Origin of the sequence: Micromonospora yasonensis (assembly GCF_026013475.1) — a bacterium.
GTDB classification, from domain to species: domain Bacteria; phylum Actinomycetota; class Actinomycetes; order Mycobacteriales; family Micromonosporaceae; genus Micromonospora; species Micromonospora yasonensis.
This window is the reverse complement of the sequence record NZ_JAPDPH010000005.1, coordinates 23982-40187: the sequence shown is the minus strand read 5'-3', so window position 1 is coordinate 40187 and position 16206 is coordinate 23982. Positions and strand designations below refer to the sequence as shown.

12 protein-coding genes and 2 tRNA genes are annotated in these 16206 nt (G+C 70.3%); 8 read left to right on the top strand and 6 right to left on the bottom strand.

The window, feature by feature from the left end; translation table 11 throughout:
- Nucleotides 1–60 precede the first annotated feature (60 nt).
- Nucleotides 61–1071, bottom strand: a complete 1011-nt coding sequence (locus ONA70_RS02240) for a sigma-70 RNA polymerase sigma factor region 4 domain-containing protein (protein WP_265004613.1) — start codon at nt 1069–1071, stop codon at nt 61–63.
- A 420-nt stretch (nt 1072–1491) separates the two neighbouring features.
- Between ONA70_RS02240 and ONA70_RS02235 the strand changes: the two genes are divergently transcribed.
- The 5 genes from ONA70_RS02235 (at nt 1492) to ONA70_RS02215 (ending at nt 6188) form a co-directional block, all read left to right on the top strand.
- Nucleotides 1492–1758 carry a hypothetical protein gene (locus tag ONA70_RS02235; RefSeq protein ID WP_265004612.1) on the top strand — a complete coding sequence of 89 codons (267 nt, stop codon included), beginning with the start codon at nt 1492–1494 and terminating at the stop codon, nt 1756–1758.
- Between the two features lie 723 nt (nt 1759–2481).
- Nucleotides 2482–2886 carry a hypothetical protein gene (locus ONA70_RS02230; RefSeq protein WP_265004611.1) on the top strand — a complete coding sequence of 135 codons (405 nt, stop codon included), beginning with the start codon at nt 2482–2484 and terminating at the stop codon, nt 2884–2886.
- A gap of 65 nt (nt 2887–2951) precedes the next feature.
- On the top strand, nt 2952–4403 hold the full coding sequence (locus ONA70_RS02225; protein WP_265004610.1) for an FtsK/SpoIIIE domain-containing protein: 1452 nt from the start codon (nt 2952–2954) through the stop codon (nt 4401–4403).
- A 143-nt stretch (nt 4404–4546) separates the two neighbouring features.
- Complete coding sequence (locus ONA70_RS02220) at nt 4547–5980, top strand: replication initiator (protein WP_265004609.1); 1434 nt, start codon at nt 4547–4549, stop codon at nt 5978–5980.
- Entirely contained in the window at nt 5964–6188 is a 225-nt protein-coding gene (locus ONA70_RS02215) for a helix-turn-helix domain-containing protein (protein WP_265004608.1), read from the top strand. Before ONA70_RS02220 ends, ONA70_RS02215 begins: the two co-directional genes overlap by 17 nt.
- Here the strand turns inward: ONA70_RS02215 and ONA70_RS02210 are convergent.
- Nucleotides 6162–6398 carry a hypothetical protein gene (locus ONA70_RS02210; RefSeq protein WP_265004607.1) on the bottom strand — a complete coding sequence of 79 codons (237 nt, stop codon included), beginning with the start codon at nt 6396–6398 and terminating at the stop codon, nt 6162–6164. The two genes, ONA70_RS02215 and ONA70_RS02210, sit on opposite strands and share 27 nt — an antisense overlap.
- 74 nt (nt 6399–6472) lie before the next feature.
- Between ONA70_RS02210 and ONA70_RS02205 the strand changes: the two genes are divergently transcribed.
- On the top strand, nt 6473–8065 hold the full coding sequence (locus ONA70_RS02205) for a tyrosine-type recombinase/integrase (protein WP_265004606.1): 1593 nt from the start codon (nt 6473–6475) through the stop codon (nt 8063–8065).
- Here the strand turns inward: ONA70_RS02205 and ONA70_RS02200 are convergent.
- From ONA70_RS02200 to ONA70_RS02185, 4 genes are all read right to left on the bottom strand, one after another.
- Nucleotides 8066–8142 (bottom strand) — tRNA-Ile (locus ONA70_RS02200). It lies immediately after the preceding gene.
- Between the two features lie 138 nt (nt 8143–8280).
- On the bottom strand, nt 8281–9525 hold the full coding sequence (locus ONA70_RS02195) for an NAD(P)/FAD-dependent oxidoreductase (RefSeq protein WP_265004605.1): 1245 nt from the start codon (nt 9523–9525) through the stop codon (nt 8281–8283).
- Nucleotides 9515–11653, bottom strand: a complete 2139-nt coding sequence (locus ONA70_RS02190) for an MMPL family transporter (protein ID WP_265004604.1) — start codon at nt 11651–11653, stop codon at nt 9515–9517. Before ONA70_RS02190 ends, ONA70_RS02195 begins: the two co-directional genes overlap by 11 nt.
- A 188-nt stretch (nt 11654–11841) precedes the next feature.
- Nucleotides 11842–11914: transfer RNA gene (locus tag ONA70_RS02185), tRNA-Asn, on the bottom strand.
- A gap of 287 nt (nt 11915–12201) precedes the next feature.
- On the opposite strand from ONA70_RS02185, the gene ONA70_RS02180 reads away from it, so the two are divergent.
- The gene (locus ONA70_RS02180; protein WP_265004603.1) at nt 12202–12594 is read left to right on the top strand and encodes a hypothetical protein; all 393 of its coding nucleotides are present in this window, start codon (nt 12202–12204) and stop codon (nt 12592–12594) included.
- A 267-nt stretch (nt 12595–12861) separates the two neighbouring features.
- Nucleotides 12862–16197 (top strand): ThuA domain-containing protein, encoded by a 3336-nt coding sequence (locus ONA70_RS02175; RefSeq protein ID WP_265004602.1) that lies wholly within the window; start codon nt 12862–12864, stop codon nt 16195–16197.
- Nucleotides 16198–16206 lie beyond the last annotated feature (9 nt).

The following is a 16206-nucleotide window of genomic DNA, read 5'->3' as shown; positions in this document are numbered from 1 at the left end:
CAGCTGTCCGGCCGCCTCGTGGATGCGGTGCGCGTCTAACGAGGCGGCCGGACTTGGCGTCTAGCTGTGCGGTCGCTGCTCAGGGATCCGGCGGGCGATGAGCCGGCGGAGTTGCCGCACGGCGGTGGCGCGGCGCTTGGATGCGTTGCTGGGCGACAGGTTCAGGTCGGCGGCGACCTGGCCGAGGGGTTCGCCGTCGAGGTAGGTGCGTCGCAGGAGTTCGGCGCTGGCGGGGTCGATCCGGTCGGCGGGCGGCATCTGGGCGGACTGCGCGACGAACTCTTCTAGGCGGGCGATGACGGCATCCATGCCTCGGGGGTCAGGTCCGTCGTGGTGCCTAGCGTGGTGGGCGCTGATCTCGTCGTCGCCGCCTACGGGCACCTCTCGGAGTTGCTCCTCGCGGAGGCGTGTGATGCGAGCTTGGTGCTCGGCGGCGGTCTCGTCGTGGCGGCGGGTGAGCTGTTTGCGGCGGTGCTCGGTGCGTCCGCTGGCGTGGTCGTACGCGCCGCCGAGCAGCCTGGAGTAGACGTTGGGCCGGTCGATGTCCAGCCGCCAGCGAGTGCCGGCCGCGGTGGTCACGGTGGCTTGCATCCGGTCGAGGAAGGCGTGAATCAGCGTGTACTGGGCTGCGATCACGCGCTTGGCGGGGTCGTCGGGCACGGCGAGTCGGGCGGCGCGGGAGAGAAGTCCACGGGCGGCGACGCCGAGGGCATAGAGGTTCCAGTCTTCGCGGTTGTCGGGGTCGTCGCGGACCTGCCCGACGATGTGCCGCCATACCTGGTCTTTGATCTCGCGGGTGGCGTCGTCGGTCAGCAGGCGGCGCAGGACCTCATCGGCGCGGGCGGGGCGGGGGTCGTCGGTGCCGGTGATCCAGCCTTTCGGCACGCCGACGCGGCAGAGCGTGATGGCGGCGGACAGGACTTGGCCGGCGGGCAGCGCTTTCTGTTTGACGAGGGCGGCTACCGGGTCGGGTGGGGCGTCGGTGTCGGCGGCGGGTGGTGTGGAGAAGGTGAGTTGGCCGGGCAGGGCTATGCCGTGGGGGTGCCTTGTGGGCACTCGGTGTTCGGGCACGGGTTCGTGTCCTCCCAACGTCGCCTCGGGCTGGGTGGGACACGCTGGGCCGCCGGTCGGCGGTGTGGCCGGGTCGACGCTGACCCCTGGTGCGGCCCCCGGCGTGCTGCGGACACCGCCGGGAGTCGCACAAGCGTACGAGAGATCGCGTCAGGGTGCCACGGCGTTGTGCGGCCCCCGCTGCGAGCGCTCGTCGTCGCTCGGCTCCACAACCGACAGCCGGACCGGCCCCCCGCTCCGGCCTGACCTTGATCTCTTCGAGCGTACGCGCGGGCCAGAAAAATCTTCGAGTTGTGCCCACGAAGTTATCGATCTTGGAATATTCGGGCCTCTGGCGGTCCCCTTTAACAGGTAGAAGGATCCGTCCACGCGACGCGGCGGCACCGGGAGGGGGCGAAGATCGAAGGTGCCGGGCCGTGGATGACCGGCGGCGCCTTCGTGCCTGCTGGCGTCGTGTTCGCGCTGCTCAGCCTGGTGTTCGGGGGCAAGCCGGCTTGCCGGCGCGGCAGCACCTCAAGCCCGGCCATGGATCGACCGGACGGGCGTCGTCGGCGCTTTCGGTGCTGTGGCCTGCGGTTTCGGCCGATGTTGGCCGCATCGGTGAGGATCGGTCGCGGTTCGGGCGTGTCGGCTGGCGTCCTGGTGGCGGTGGTGGTCCGGGCCTGCAGCCAGCTCGCCGACGGGTGAGGTCGCCGTCTGCTCGTGCCGTCGTCTACTGCGGTCGTTGTCGCTGGTGGCGTTTGCCCATGGTCGGGGTCCGGCGTGAGGGTCTGACGCCTGGTTGTTGGCTGCTGGTCGTCTCCGGTGTCGTGTGCGCTTGCGCTTCTCTCTGGGGCGGGGCGGGGGACCGGCCGCCAGGCCGCAGCCCCCGACCCCGCCCACCGCTCCTTTCCCCTCCTTCCGTCTGTCGCGGGATCGGCCATGCCGATCCCGCTTCTTGACCAAGTAGGGAAACTCGTACGCACCCTGGCCCTCCGGGGTCCTGACCTGCCCGCCCGCGTTCCTGCCTTCCTGGCCCTGCTTGCAGGCTGGCACAACGGGTGCCGCGCCAGTGCCCGATTCCGGTCCACCTGTGGTACGGCCCGCTGCGGCGTCCCTCGCCCCGTCGCCCGGTTTCACGCTGGCCGGCGCTGGTCCCCTGGTCATGGTGTCCGGCATCGCAGTACCGCCACGTCCCGGTATAGCCGTCGTCGTGATCGTCGGCGGCCATCCGTCCCGCCCCGTCCGTAAGGAGCCTCGCTATGCCCTGTCCCGCGCTGTTCGCCGCCGTCGCCTCGCCCCGGGCCTCGGCCGGCGCACCCGTGCGGAGTCGCGGCCCTCCCCCTGGCTGGTCGCTTCTCCGCTGTCCCTGTCCCGACTACGGCACCACCTGTGAGCACCACCCAAACCCCTTCCTTTTAGGAGCTTGTTGTGAACAGCATCCCTGTTGATCTTTCTCGTTTGTCCGGTCTGCTGTGCGTGTCCGCGCCGGAGCGCAAGACGGACCTCGACGGTGAGGTTCGTAAGGACCGGGACGGTAATGCCCTGTGGGTGACCGGGATCGCGGTGCGCCGCGCTGGCACCCGGAAAGCGTCGGTGATCGACGTGCAGACCTCCGCCGAGCCGGAAGGCGTCACGGAGGGCAGCCCGGTGGGTGTGACCGAGCTGGACGTGTCCCTGTGGGAGATCGAGGGCCGGCACGGCCTGTCCTACAAGGCGGCGTCGGTCTACCCGGTCCGCGCCCGCACCGACAACCGCTCGGGCTCCGGGCCGGCTTCGACGGCGGTGCCGGCTCCGTCCCAGCGGGAGCGCGGCGGTAAGGCAAACCAGTCATGATCGCCGCCGAAGCAGTGATGCCGCCGGCATCGGTCTTGCCGCCGACGCCTGCGCCGTCACCGTCGATGACCCCCGGGATGCCCGGCTTCGCGCCGCGTTTCCCGGGGGTCACCCTCGAACGGCTACAGAGCTGGCTACCCACCATTGGCCGCGTCGGCGCGGTCGTGGCCGCCGTCGTCGTGCTGCTGGTCGTGGTGTCGCGGCTGCTGCGATGGAAGGCACCCCGCGTGCACTGGTGCCTGTTCGGGTTCCCGCTGCTGCGGCTGCGCATGCGGCACTCGTGGCGGTACCTGTGCTTGAACGCGGATCTGACCGGCACTGACCGGCCCACCACCGGGCAACTTGGTCCACTGCTGGTCAAGGGCCGGCCGATCATGCCGGTGTTGCCGCTGCTGACCCGCATCCGCCCCCGGAAGTTTGGGGCGACAGCGGTGATCCTGCTGCACCCTGGGCAGATCCCCGACCCGTTCGTCAACGCGGCCGAAGCCATGGCGCACGCCTGGCGGGTCCACGCCGTGCGCGTCAACACGGCGCAACGCGGCCGGGTCCGGTTGACCGTCCTCACCGCCGACCCGCTCACCACGGATCGCATCGCCGAAGCTGCCGCCTGGGCCACCGGCCCGCCAACGGAACCGGCCGCGGTGCCCTCCACTGGCTCGGCGGCGACCTACGCGGCAGCCGACACCGGTGGTGGGTCGGTGGCGGTGCCCGCCGATCTGGTGGCCGAGGTGGGGCACCGGGAGGACGGGCAGAGTTGGGTGATCGACCTTGCCACCTTCCCGCACTGGCTGGTCACCGGGGCCACCCAATCGGGCAAGTCCACCCTCATCAATGCGGCGGTGGCGAGGTGGGCGGCCCGTCCGGTCGCGTTGGTCGGGATCGACTGCAAGGGTGGCATGGAGTTGGCCCCGCACGCGCCCCGCCTGTCGGCTCTCGCGACCGACCGGGCGGAAGCCGCTGACGTTCTGGCCGAACTCGTGGCCGAGACGCAGCGGCGGATGCGGCTGTGCCGCCAGCTCGGGGCACGCAACATCTGGCAACTCCCCGCCCATCTGCGGCCGGTGCCGGTCGTGGTCGTGGTCGACGAGTTGGCGGAGCTGTACCTCGTTGCGTCGCGGGCCGACAAGGACGAAGCGCTGCGGGCCACGACGAACCTGCTGCGGTTGGCGCAGCTCGGCGCAGCGTTGGGCGTGCATCTGATCGTGGCCGGTCAACGGGTCGGCTCCGACCTCGGGCCGGGCGTGACGGCGCTGCGCGCCCAGCTCGCCGGGCGGATCTGCCTGCGGGTCAACGACGAGGAAACCGTCGACATGACCCTAGGCGACCTCTACCCCGACGCCGTCGAGGCAGCCCAGCAGATCGACCCGAGCGTGAAGGGCATCGCGGTCACCACCGCTGACCACGCCGGGTGGATACGCGCCCGGTCGGTGTACCTACCACCGGACGCCCTGACCGCCGTCATCAACTCGACGGCACACCTGGCGCCGGTCCTGCCCGGCCTCACCCCACCGGCCTGATCCGCCGGCCCAGCTCAGAAGGGAGCAGTCATGCGGCGACCACGACCAGCCCGCCCCGCCGGCCCACCAGCCGGTGACGGCGGCCCACCACCCGACCGGCCCACCACGGCCGGCTCCATCTACGCGAGGAGCAGAGGACCACCATGACCACCCCCGCCCCTGGCGGGCCTGACTCTGGCCTGTCCTTCACCGACCGCGAAATCCTGACCACCGCCACGCACCCCGACTTCCGGGCGTGGCTGGCGCGCATCCGCCACATCGGCGGCTGCCAACACCCCGTCCACCTCGTCGGCCACACGCTGACCGTGGACGCCGCTACCGGCCGCCTCATGCACGCCTTCACCAGCGCGGACCAGCCGCACGGGCGGCTCACCATCGCCTGCGGCAACCGGCGGCAATCCCGCTGCGAACCGTGCGCCCGACTCCACCAGGGCGACACCTACCAACTCGTCGTCTCCGGGCTCGCCGGCGGCAAAGGCGTCCCCGACACCGTGAGGGCGCACCCGCGCGTGTTCGTCACCTTCACCGCGCCCAGCTTCGGCCCCGTCCACCGACACACCACCGACGAACCCTGCCGGCTTCCGCGACGCGGGCGCGGCCTGGTCTGCCCGCACGGCCGGCCCCTGGCCTGCCCCGACCGGCACCCGACCGGCGACCCGCTCACCGGCTCCCCGATCTGCCCCGACTGCTACGACTACCCGGCCGCCGTCGTGTGGAACGCCCACACCCGCGACCTGTGGCAACGCCTACACCGCAACCTGTGCGAGTCCATCGCCACCGGTCGGGGCCTCTCCCGTACTGCTGCCCGCAAGGCGGTCCGCGTCGCCTACGCCAAGGTTGCCGAGTACCAGCGGCGCGGGTCGATCCACTTCCACGCCGTCATGCGCTTCGACGGCCCCACCCCCGACACCCCACCCCCCGCCTGGGCCACCCTCGCACTCCTGACCCACACCATCCGCACCGCCACCCGCCGCGTCCACCTCGCCGTGCCCGGCCTGGACACGATCCTGCGGTTCGGCGCTCAGCTCGACATCCGGCCCATCCTGCCCGGCAACGGCGGCGACGATGACCTGACGGAGCGGGCCGTGGCCTCGTACATCGCCAAGTACGTCACCAAGCCTGATGTCGCCGGCATCACCGTTGACTGGCCCATCCACGACGCCATCACCATCTCCGTCCTCCCCGTCACCGAACACGCCCGCACCCTCATCCGCACCTGCTGGACCCTCGGCGGCCGGCCCGAATACAAGGCGCTGAACCTGCGGCGCTGGGCTCACCAACTCGGCTACCGGGGCCACATCGCGTCCAAAAGCCGCGCCTACTCCACCACCTACACCGCACTTCGCGCCGCGCGTGAGCAGCACCATCGCGACCACAACGACCAGGAGGAAACACCCGACGACATCGACACCATCACCGACAAGGACTGGACCTACACCGGCAACGGCCACACCCCCGGACAAGCCATGTTCGCCGACGCCATCGCAGACGACCTCCAAGCCGCCCGCGAAGCCGCCCACGACGCTCGCATGAGCGTTGACCACCCTTCAGGAGGCAGCAATGAGCACCACGACTGACAGCACATGGACCATCGAAGCCGTCCGCGCACTTGGCCTGACGACGGACGTAGAAACAGCCGGCGCGATCCTCGGTATCGGCCGGAGCAAGGCGTACGCACTCGCCAAGCGTGGACAGTTCCCCGTGCGGGTACTCCGCGTCGGACGAAACTACGTCGTCCCCGTACCGGCGATCCTCGAACTACTCGGCATCCGAGCCGTCACCTGACCTCACTGTCCATTGAGGAACGTGCCGACCCGACAACACGTCGTCGACCAGCAGCGCGACGATACCGGCCGCGGTGAGATCCGGCCGCATCCTTACCAGCTTCTCAACCTCGCTACGCGAGAGCCGGATCTTGACCTGTTGGTCGCGCTTCTCCTCGCCGGGAAGCGCCGGCAATCCCTGAGCAGCCTCGACCACCCGACGTCGTCGCATAGCGCACCTTCCATCAACCATTCGGGGAAGTGGTACCATTATAGGTACCACTTCCCCTCTCCCAAGGAGGAACCTTGAGAGGATCCATATTCCGTCGCTGCGCCTGCCGAGATCCGCAGACCGGCAAGCAGTACGGGCAATCCTGCCCCAAACTCAACCAGCGCCGACACGGCACCTGGGGCGTCCGGCAGGAGCTCCCATCCAACGCCGAGGGCGAACGTCGCACCTTCCGCCGGTCCGGCTACACGTCGGCCACCGAGGCTCAAACGGACCTGGATGCCGTCCGCGCGCTGCTTACCCTGCCCGACCTCGATGACGAAGACGGCCGTCAGCGCATGGGGGACCTACTGGAGCGCGTGGCGTCCAACCGAGAGCCGCTACCCGACCTGGAGGAGACGCGACGCAAGTTCCGAAGCGGTCAGTCGTTGACCGCCCGCATCACCGTCGGGGAATGGCTCGACACCTGGCTTGCTGGCCGCAAGATCCGCCGGAACACCATCAACCGATACGGCCGGGATATCCGGCTCCACCTCAAGCCGCACATCGGCAACATCCGCCTTGACCGGCTGCGCGTGTCGCACCTGACTGAGATGTTCAACGCGATCGTTGAACGGAACATCGAGATCGAGGAAGCGAACGCCCTACGACGATCCGCGATCGACGAACTGAAGTCGCTCAAGGGGCATGAGCGCCGCCGCGCCGCGCGTGCCGCCATCGCTGAAATGCCGCCCTTCCGCCGTACCGCGGGGCCGACGACACGACGGCACATCCGGGCGACACTGCGGGCCGCCCTCAACGACGCCATCACGCAAGAGCTGATTACGTTCAACCCGGCGGCCCACGTTGAGCTTGACCCCGTTCGTCGGCCGAAGGCATTGGTGTGGACGGACGAGCGTGTAGCGCGTTGGCGGGCCACCAGCGAAAGGCCGTCGCCGGTCATGGTGTGGACTCCCGAGCAGACAGGCGTCTTCCTCGATTTTGTCGCCGACGATGAGTTGTATGCGCTCTTTCATCTGATCGCGTTTCGTGGGCTGCGCAGAGGCGAGGCGTGCGGCCTGCGGCCGGAAGACCTCGATCTCAAGGGCAAGATCCTCACGGTCGCCACGCAGCTCGTGGAGATCAGTGGGGAGATCGAGGAGAACGCGCCGAAGAGCGATGCCGGAAACCGCATCGTCGCCCTGGACCGCGACAGCCTGAAGGTGGCCAAGCGCCATCTCAAGCGGCAGCGGAAGGCGCGGGAGGAAGCCGACGCGGCGTGGGTAGAGAGCGGGCGTCTCTTCACCCGGCCGACCGGCGAGTGGGTCGAGCCCAACTGGCTGTCAGACTACTTCGATCGGCTGGTACGCAAGGCGGGCCTGCCGCCGATCCGCTTGCATGATCTACGGCACGGCGCTGCCACCATCGCCCTCGCGGCCGGCACCGAGATGAAGGTGGTCCAAGACATGCTGGGCCACTCCTCGATCTCTCTGACGTCCGATACCTACACCTCGGTCCTGCCGGAGCTGGCACGGGAAGCGGCCGAAGCAGCCGCACGTCTCGTCCCCCGTCAGGGCTCCAAGCGATCCGCCGGGCTCACGTCGGGCTCACAGCAGCCCCATCCATCGACGCTGACCAGTGGAAAAGATCGCAAGAATGGCAAGAAACCCCAGGTCAAGCGCACTTCTTGATGGTGGGGCGGGCGGGACTCGAACCCGCGACCGAGGGATTATGAGTCCCCTGCTCTAACCTGCTGAGCTACCGCCCCGCTACCGCGCCGGATCGTAACCCGCCCAACGGATCACCGGCCACCACCTAACGGGCCGCGCGTGATGATCAGACCGACACGGTGGGCAACGCGAGGATAACAACGTGCAGTAGGACGGCTGGTACCACGGTCGCCGGGTCACCGCTCAGCGGCGCGCAGCTCGGCCAGGACCGCGCCGGCCGTACGCCAGCCGGAGGCGAGCGCCCCCTGGATCGACGGGCTGTCCCGGTGGTCGCCGGCGACGAAGAGCCCGTCGCCGAGGGCGACCGGCTTGCGCAGCCGGCCCTGTGGGGGTGGCGCGGCGGGAAGCGCCTCCGGGACCGAGACGGTGGTGAGGTGGGTCCAGTCGGCGGTGGACCGACCGTAGAGCCGGTCCAGTTCCCGGCGGACGACCGGCTCGGGCGGGGCCTGCGGGCCGACCACGGAGGTGGCCACCAGGTGCTTGCCGGCGGGCGCGTAGGTGGGTGCCGCGTTGCTCAGCACCGCCGTGTTGGCGACCAGTTCCCGGCGGTCCCCGTCGAGCAGCAGGATCGGCTCGGCCAGGGGCGGGGTGTCGGTGCTGTGGTAATAGGTCGTGCAGCTGTGCATGCGTACCCTCGGCAGCCGGGGCAGCAGCGTGGTCGCGGCCGGCGGGTCCACGGCGACCACGACGGCGCGGCAGGCGAGGTCGCCGTCGCGGGTGCGGACCCGGCCGGGCGCGACCTCGGTGACCGGGGTGTGCGGCTGGATCAGTTCGGCGGGCAGTGGGGCGGCGATGGCCTGCGGCAGCGCGGCCATCCCCCGGGCGGGCAGGCCGATCCGGCCGCGGGCGAACGCGCGCAGGAACAGCGCGAGGACGTGGCTGGAGGTCGCCAACTCCCGGTCGAGGAGTACGCCGGACAGGAACGGTCGAATCAGTTCCTCGATGATCGCGTTGGAGAGCCGGGCCCGGCGCAGTGCCGCCTCGCTGGTGGTCTCGGTCGCGTTGAGCAGCCGGCCCACCGGCAGGCTGGCGCAGCCGGCGGCCAGCGCGGCGAGGCGCAACCGGTCGAGGACGGAGCCGATCCCGGCGGTGACGGTGCCGGGCGCGCCGGCCGGGGCGCGCAGCGGGTTCACCAGCCGCTCGAGCCGGTCGCCCCGGCGGACCAGCACGCCGGAGGTGAACCAGCCGAGGTCGAGCGCGCCCAGGTCGAGCAGGCCACTCAGCCGGGGGTACGCGGTGTTGAGCACCTGGAAGCCGCGGTCCAGCAGGTAGCCGTCGAACTCGTCGGTGGCCACCCGGCCGCCGAGCCGGTCGGCCGCCTCGAGCAGCCGCCACGGCACGCCGGCACGGTGCAGCCGGCGAGCGGCGGCCAGGCCGGCGAGGCCGCCGCCGACGATGACCACGTCGGTCTCAGCGGGCATGCTCCACCTCCGCGCCGGTCCGGTCGCCGCCGCGCGGGGACCGGGACAGCCGGCCGGGCCACCAGATCCTGGGTCCGAGGTCGTACGAGAGGGCGGGCACCAGCAGCGAGCGGACGACGACGGTGTCGAGCAGCACCCCGGCGGCGACGGCCACGCCCAGTTCGACGAGCACCACCAGCGGCAGGACGGCGAGCGCGGAGAACGTCGCGGCGAGCACGATGCCGGCGGAGGTGATCACGCCGCCGGTGACGGCGAGCCCGGCGAGTACGCCGGCCCGGGTGCCCCGCCGGACGGACTCCTCGCGGACCCGGCTCATCAGGAAGATGTTGTAGTCGATGCCGAGGGCGACCAGGAAGACGAACGCGAAGAGCGGGAACGCCTGGTCGACGCCGGGGAAGTCGAGGGCGTACCTGAAGATCAGCGCGCAGAGGCCGAGCGTGGCCAGGAACGACAGCACCACGGTGGCGATCAGCAGGACCGGGGCGACCAGGGCGCGCAGCAGCAGGGCCAGGATGACCGCGATGACCAGCAGCACCACCGGGATGATGACGTTGCGGTCCCGGGCGGAGGCGGCGGCGGTGTCCACGTTGATGGCGGTGAAGCCGCCGACCACGCTGTCGGAGCCGGACACCTTGTGCACCGCCGCGCGCAGGGCGCGGATGGTGCGGTCGGCGGCGTTGCTGTCGGGCGGATCGGTCAGGGTGGCCAGCAGTTGCACCCGCCCGTCGACGACCTTGGGCGGTACGTTCGGGGCGGGCGGCCCAGCCTGGCCCGGCTCGGTGAGCGGGCGGACCGAGGACACCCCGCGTACGCCCTGGGCCACCTGGGCGACCTGCTGGGCGGTGGCCTGGTTGGTGAAGATGGTGGCCGGGCTGCCGGTGCCGGCCGGGTAGTGCCGGGCGATCACCTCCTGACCGGCCACCGACTCGGTGCGGTTGGTGAACAGGTCGGACTGGCCGAGGGTGGTGACGCCGAGTTGGGTGACCCCGACCGCGAGCACGGCCAGGACGACCGCGGTGACCAGCCAGACGGTCCGGGCCCGCCGGGCCACGAAGCCGGCGATCCGCCCCCAGATGCCGTGTTCGGCCTGCGGGTCGGCGTGGTCGAAGCGGGGCCGGCGCGGCCAGAACGCCCAGCGCCCGCCGAGCAGCAGCAGGGCGGGTAGGAAGGTGAGCATCACCAGCAGGGTGGCGGCGATGCCGACGGCGGCGACCGGGCCGAGCGCCCGGTTGGAGTTGAGGCTGGACAGCAGCAGGCAGAGCAGGCTGACGATGACCGTGGCGCCGGAGGCGAAGATGGCCGGGGCGGCAGCCTTCCAGGCGGTCCGCAGCGCGTCCCACGGCCGCTCGTGCCGGTGCAGTTCCTCGCGGTAACGGGCGATGAGCAGCAGCGCGTAGTCGGTGCCGGCGCCGAACACCAGCACGGTGAGGATGCCCTGTGCCTGCCCGTTGAGCTTGACGAGGTCGTTCTTGGCGAGGTGGTAGACGAAGACCGAGGCCAGCCCGTACGACATGCCGGCGGCGAGCAGCGGGAAGATCCAGAGCACCGGGCTGCGGTAGACGATCAGCAGGATGATCAGCACCACGACCAGGGTGACCAACAGCAGCGGCCCGTCGATGGCGGCGAAGACCTGGATCAGGTCGGCGAGCAGTCCCGCCGGCCCGGCCACGTCGACCGTGAGCCCGTCGCGGTTCGGGCCGGCGATCTCCCGCAGCTTGTCCACGACCGTACGGATCTGCTCGCCCTCGGAGCTGTCGATCGGGACGATCACCTGCACGGCTTGGCGATCCTGGCTGACGATCGGCGGCGGCAGCGGGCCGACCACGCCCGGGACCTGGGCGAAGCGGGTGGCGTCGGCCTGGACGCGCTGCTGGTCGGCAGGGGTGATGCCCGAGGTGCGCTCGTAGGCGACGAGGGCCGGGGTGGTCTGCTTCGCCACGAAGCCGGCGGCGAGGTCCTGGGCCCGGGTCGCCTCGGCGTTCGCCGGCAGGAAGGAGGCGTTGTCGTTGGTGGCGACCTCGCCGAGCTTCCCGGAGTACGGCCCGGCGACCCCGCCGACGACCAGCCAGCCGAGCACGACCACCGCCGCGATCAGGGTGGCCGTCCAGCGGCCTCGTCCTCCGGCCATCTCCACCCGTCCTCGGATCGCCGCACCAATCGACGCAGCAGGGGCCAAGTCGACATCGCCCATCCTGCCGGGCGAAAGGAGCACGTGGGCGGAAACCACCAGTCGCGCGGCAACCCGGGCAGTGGCGGCCCGGCGGGGCGACGAGAAACGCCCGCCGGCCAGGCCGACGGGCGTCGTGTGGAGCGAAGCTCCCCCGATTGGACTCGAACCAATAACCTGCCGGTTAACAGCCGGCTGCTCTGCCAATTGAGCTACAGGGGATCGTGCATCGCCCGGCTGCCGGATCTCTCCGCGCCGTGCGACGGGGACAAGAGTACAGGACATCCGGGGGTGGTGCGCCAGGGGGTTACCCGATCAACCGGGACGACGCCCCAGGAAACCCGACCCGCCGACAATACGGACAAATCGCCATCTCGGCACACGGAGGTATGAGCGGAGAGCAGGATGGGTAGTTAGCCGCCGACAGAGGACGCAGGCGCGAGATGGTCGCTCCCGCCGGGGAAGGCCCCGGTGGGGACGGCGGCGCGTCAGGTACGGAAGGAGCCGCCATGCGCGGAAAGATCATGTTTCTTGGCGGGCTGGCTGCGGGATTCGTCCTGGGCGCCCGTGCCGGCCGGGAGAAGTACGAGGAACTGGTGGTCCGAGGCCGCAAGGTGCTCGACCATCCGACCGTCCAGGAGGCTGCGGGCGTCGCGCAGGCCCAGGCGACCCGGCTCTACGCCGAGGGCAAGGACCGGCTGGGGCAGACCAAGCTCGGCGAGAAACTGGGCAGCGGCAACGGCAGCAAGCAGGGGCTGACCGCGGCGGACAAGCCGTTCGCCGGCACGCCGGCGACCGTCGGCGCCAAGTCCGGCACGGGTTCGACCAGCGCGACCGGCTCGACGACCACCAGCACGAGCACCAAGTCGTCCGGCACGGGCACCAGCGGCAGCAACCTCTGACGCATCCAAGCAGCGGGCCGGTCGCCAACGGGCGACCGGCCCGTTGCCGTCTGTCCGAACAGCACCGATCCGCTCCCACTTTTGCTCATCTTGAACAAAAGTCGTGGCGGTTCGGCGAAAACTTTTGGCTCCGCCCTCTTCTCTTTGCTCGCGTACGCAAATATCGTCTCGCGTAGAACCTGGCCAGGCTCTCGTCACCTCTTCCAGCGACCTCCTCAGCCTCGTCCCGGCGCTGAGGCGGACCCGCCCGACCAGAGCGAGGTTCGATTGCGCAGACCGTTCGGCCGCAGGGCCGCCATCCATCTCAGCCTGCTCGCCCTCGTGGGCGCGACGCTCGTCGCGACGGCCGAGCAGACTCCGACCCCGGCGCAGGCCGCGCCGGTGCTCACCACCCCAGCACCGAACAGCAACGGCATCCAGTACAAGGTGCTCGTCTTCACCCGGTCGGCCAGCGGCAACAACGCCGCGACCGCGGCCGGCGTACAGGCCCTCCAGCAACTCGGGCAGGAGCGGCGCTTCACCGTCGAGGTGACGAACGACCCCCGCAAGTTCGACGAACCCCACCTGAAGCAGTTCCGCGCCGTGGTGTTCCTCAACACCGCCGGCGACGTGCTCGACGACGCCCAGCAGGCGGCCTTCGAGCAGTACTACCGCGACGGCGGCGGCTTCGTCGGCGTCAACTCCGCCATCGAGGCCGAACCGGACTGGTCCTTCCTCACCAACCTGCTCGGCACCCGCGCCACCGGCGCGCCGTCCGCGGTCAGCAAGGCCACCGTCACGGTCGCCGACCGGGTCCACCCGGCCTCGAAGACGCTGCCGCAGCGGTGGAGCACCACCGACCGGTGGTACAACTTCGCGGCCAACGTCCGGGGCGTCTCGCACGTGCTGGCCACCGTGGACGAGAAGACGTACACCGGCGGCACCATGGGCTTCGACCACCCGATCACCTGGTGCAAGGACTACCAGGGCGGGCGGTCGTTCTACACCGGACTCGGCGCCACCCCGGAGAGCTACGACACGGTGGACCTGCGGGCTCACCTGGGCGGCGCGATCCAGTGGGCGGCCGGGGTGACCGACGGCGACTGCGGCGCGACCGTGCTGGCCAACTACCAGATGACGGTCGTCGGCGCGCAGCCCAACGTCAACGAGCCGATCGGCTTCGACGTGCTCCCCGACGGCCGGGTGATCCAGACCGACCGGCGCGGCGGCGTACGGCTGCACAACCCGGAGACGAACGAGACCACCGTCCTCGCCCAGATCCCGGTCTACACCCACAGCGAGGACGGGATGTACGGCCCGGCGATCGACAACGACTTCGCCACCAACAAGTGGGTCTACCTCTACTACGCGCCCCCGCTGAACACGCCCGCCGGCAGCGCGCCGACCACCAGTACCGACCCGCACGCCTGGGACGTGTGGAAGGGCTACTTCCAGCTCTCCCGGTTCAAGTTCGTCGACGGCGAGACGCCCTCGCTGGACCTGAGCACCGAGCAGAAGATCCTCCAGGTGCCGGTCGACCGGGGCGCCTGCTGCCACGTGGCCGGTGACATCGCGTTCGACTCGAAGAACAACCTGTGGCTGGTCACCGGGGACGACACCCCGGCCGGCGGCGGCGGTTCCGGCGGCTTCTCGCCGCACAACGACTCGGTCAGCGCGACCGGCGTCTACCAGGCCCCGTTCGTCGACGCCCGGCGCAGCTCGGCCAACACCAACGACCTGCGCGGCAAGATCCTGCGGATCACGGTCGGCGCGGACGGGTCCTACACCGTCCCGGCGGGCAACCTCTACCCGCCGGGGACGGAGAAGACCCGGCCGGAGGTCTACGCGATGGGCTTCCGGAACCCGTTCCGGATCACCCTCGACAAGAACGACGTCGCCTACATCACCGACTACTCCCCGGACTCGTCGGTGGCGCAGGTCGGGCGGGGACCGGCCGGCACCGGCCGGATGATGGTCGTCGACAAGCCGGCGAACTACGGCTGGCCGATGTGCGTGCAGCCGAACCTGCCGTACATCGAGATGAACTGGACCACCAACCCCATCTCGCCGGTCGCGCCGTTCGACTGCGCCGCGCCGAAGAACACCTCGCGGCACAACACCGGCCTGACCGACCTGCTGCCGGTGGAGAAGTCCGAGCTGTGGTACTCGTTCCAGGCGCCGACCCCGTGCCCGGAGTCCTACCTGTCGACGCCCACCAAGACCTGCCCGGTGCTCTTCCCCGAGCTGGGGACCGGTGGGGTCGGCCCGCACGGCGCGGCGAAGTACGACTACGACCCGGACCTGAAGTCGGAGACGAAGTTCCCCGCGTACTACGACGGCGCCATCTTCTTCGGTGAGTTCACCCGGGACACCCTCAAGGAGATCCGGCTGGACGACAACGGCGACATCCTGAAGATCAACAATGTGTTGAACTGCGGGCAGGCGCCCACCACCCCGGCCAAGCCGTTCCTCTGCGACAACCCGATGGACATGCGCTGGGGCAAGGACGGCAACTTCTACCTGCTGACGTACGGCGACGGGTTCTTCAACATCAACCCGGACGCGGCGATGCTCAAGTTCAGCTACGTCAAGGGCCTGCGGGCGCCGACCGCCGTGCTGAACGCGACGCCGACCAACGGGCGGGCGCCGCTGACCGTCGCCTTCTCCAGCGAGGGCTCGAAGGACCCGGACCCGGGCGACTCGATCAGGTTCGCCTGGGACTTCGACGGCAACGGCACCACCGACTCGATCGACCCGAACCCGTCGTTCACCTACACCACCAACGGCGTCTACACCGCCCGGCTGACGGTGACCGACTCCAGCGGCAAGACCGCGTCGGCGAACACCATCATCACCGTCGGCAACACCGCGCCGACCGTCACCGTCAACACCCCGCTCGAGGGCGGCTTCTTCAGCTGGGGCGACGACATCCCCTGGTCGGTCACCGTGACCGACCCGGAGGACGGCCCGATCGACTGCAGCAAGGTCGAGGTCACCTTCGTCCTCGGCCACGACAGCCACGGGCACGGCGAGACCAACCAGTTCGGCTGCTCGGGCGTACTGCCCACGGACGCCGACGACGCCTCCCACGGCGGCTACATCTACGGCGTGGTCAGCGCGTCGTACACCGACAAGGGAGCCAACGGACAGCCGGCGCTGACCACGGTGGGCCAGCAGATCATCCAGGCCAAGCGCCAGGAGGTCGAGTTCGCCACCGACGAGTCGGGCACCACGGTCGGCACCAGCGCGGACACCGGCGGCGGGCAGCAGCGCGGCGGGCTCGACCCCGGTGACTGGATCGCCATCAACAACACGGTGAACCTCAAGAACATGCAGTCGGTGACGCTGCGTACCTCCGGGGGCAGCGCCGCCACCGCCGGACAGCCGCGGTTCGGCGTCCAGTTCCGGCTGGACTCCCCCACCGGACCGCTGCTGACCTCCGCCACGGTCAACGCGACCAGCGGCAACAACGCCTTCACCAGCACCACCGTGCCGATCACCGATCCGGGCGGGTCGCACAAGCTCTACCTGGTCTTCACCACCGTTCCCGGCGGTCCGGCCAGCGGCTTCGGCAACCTCAACTGGGTCGAGTTCACCGGCCAGGGCATCGGCGTCACGCCGTGACGCCCGGGT